The sequence below is a fragment of the Fulvivirga kasyanovii genome, from assembly GCF_009711405.1.
GTDB classification, from domain to species: Bacteria; Bacteroidota; Bacteroidia; order Cytophagales; family Cyclobacteriaceae; genus Fulvivirga; species Fulvivirga kasyanovii.
The window spans coordinates 1-750 of sequence record NZ_SMLW01000108.1 but is presented as its reverse complement, the minus strand read 5'-3'; the positions used below and the strand labels follow the sequence as shown (position 1 = coordinate 750).

Below are 750 nucleotides of genomic sequence, written 5' to 3'. Positions count from 1 at the left end.
ACCCATTACCCTGATATCCTGACCGGAAAGGTTACAGCAGTTTCTGTCATGTTCCCCGATGGCAGCAAAACACTGGTAGAAGGGATCTACAAAGGAAACCCCCTTGTAGACCATTACAATGAACTGGTAGCAGGCCTGGTAAAAGACTATGCATCGCGCAGAGGTCATGAGAAGCCACTTCATATCCTTGAAGTAGGCGCCGGGACCGGAGGCACGAGCAAATTTGTACTTGAAGCCCTGTCAGATTTTGGAGGAGAGTTAGAATACCACTATACAGATATTTCCGGCAGCTTCACGGCCTACGGAAAAGACACCTATGGTAGCCGCTACCCCTTCATGCAGTTTTCCGTGCTTAATGCCGAGACGGACCCCTTATCCCAGGGCTATGAGTCAGGCAGCATCGACCTGATCCTGGCCACGAACGTGATCCATGCGACAAGTTCGATAAGCCGTAGCCTGTGCCATTTGAAGCAATTACTGAAAGGTAACGGATTACTGGTACTCAATGAGCTGACCCGCGTACAGTCATTTTCGACCCTTACCTTCGGTTTGACCGACGGTTGGTGGCGCTATGAAGACGGCTACTGCCGTGAGCCCCATTCCCCGATACTACGCGCCTCCTCCTGGGAGGATCAGCTTCGTGAAGCAGGCTTCCGTAATCACCGATCCTTTGGTATCCCCGGAGGAGGTCAGCTGGTAATGATCAGCGAGAGCGATGGCATCATAGAGCGGGTACAGCCAAAGATTCAG

The 750-nt window shown here is 52.0% G+C and carries 1 protein-coding gene; it reads left to right on the top strand.

The features are described 5' to 3' along the window. On the top strand, positions 1-750 hold a 750-nt coding region (locus tag E1163_RS00205; RefSeq protein WP_155168524.1), incomplete at both ends, for a class I SAM-dependent methyltransferase.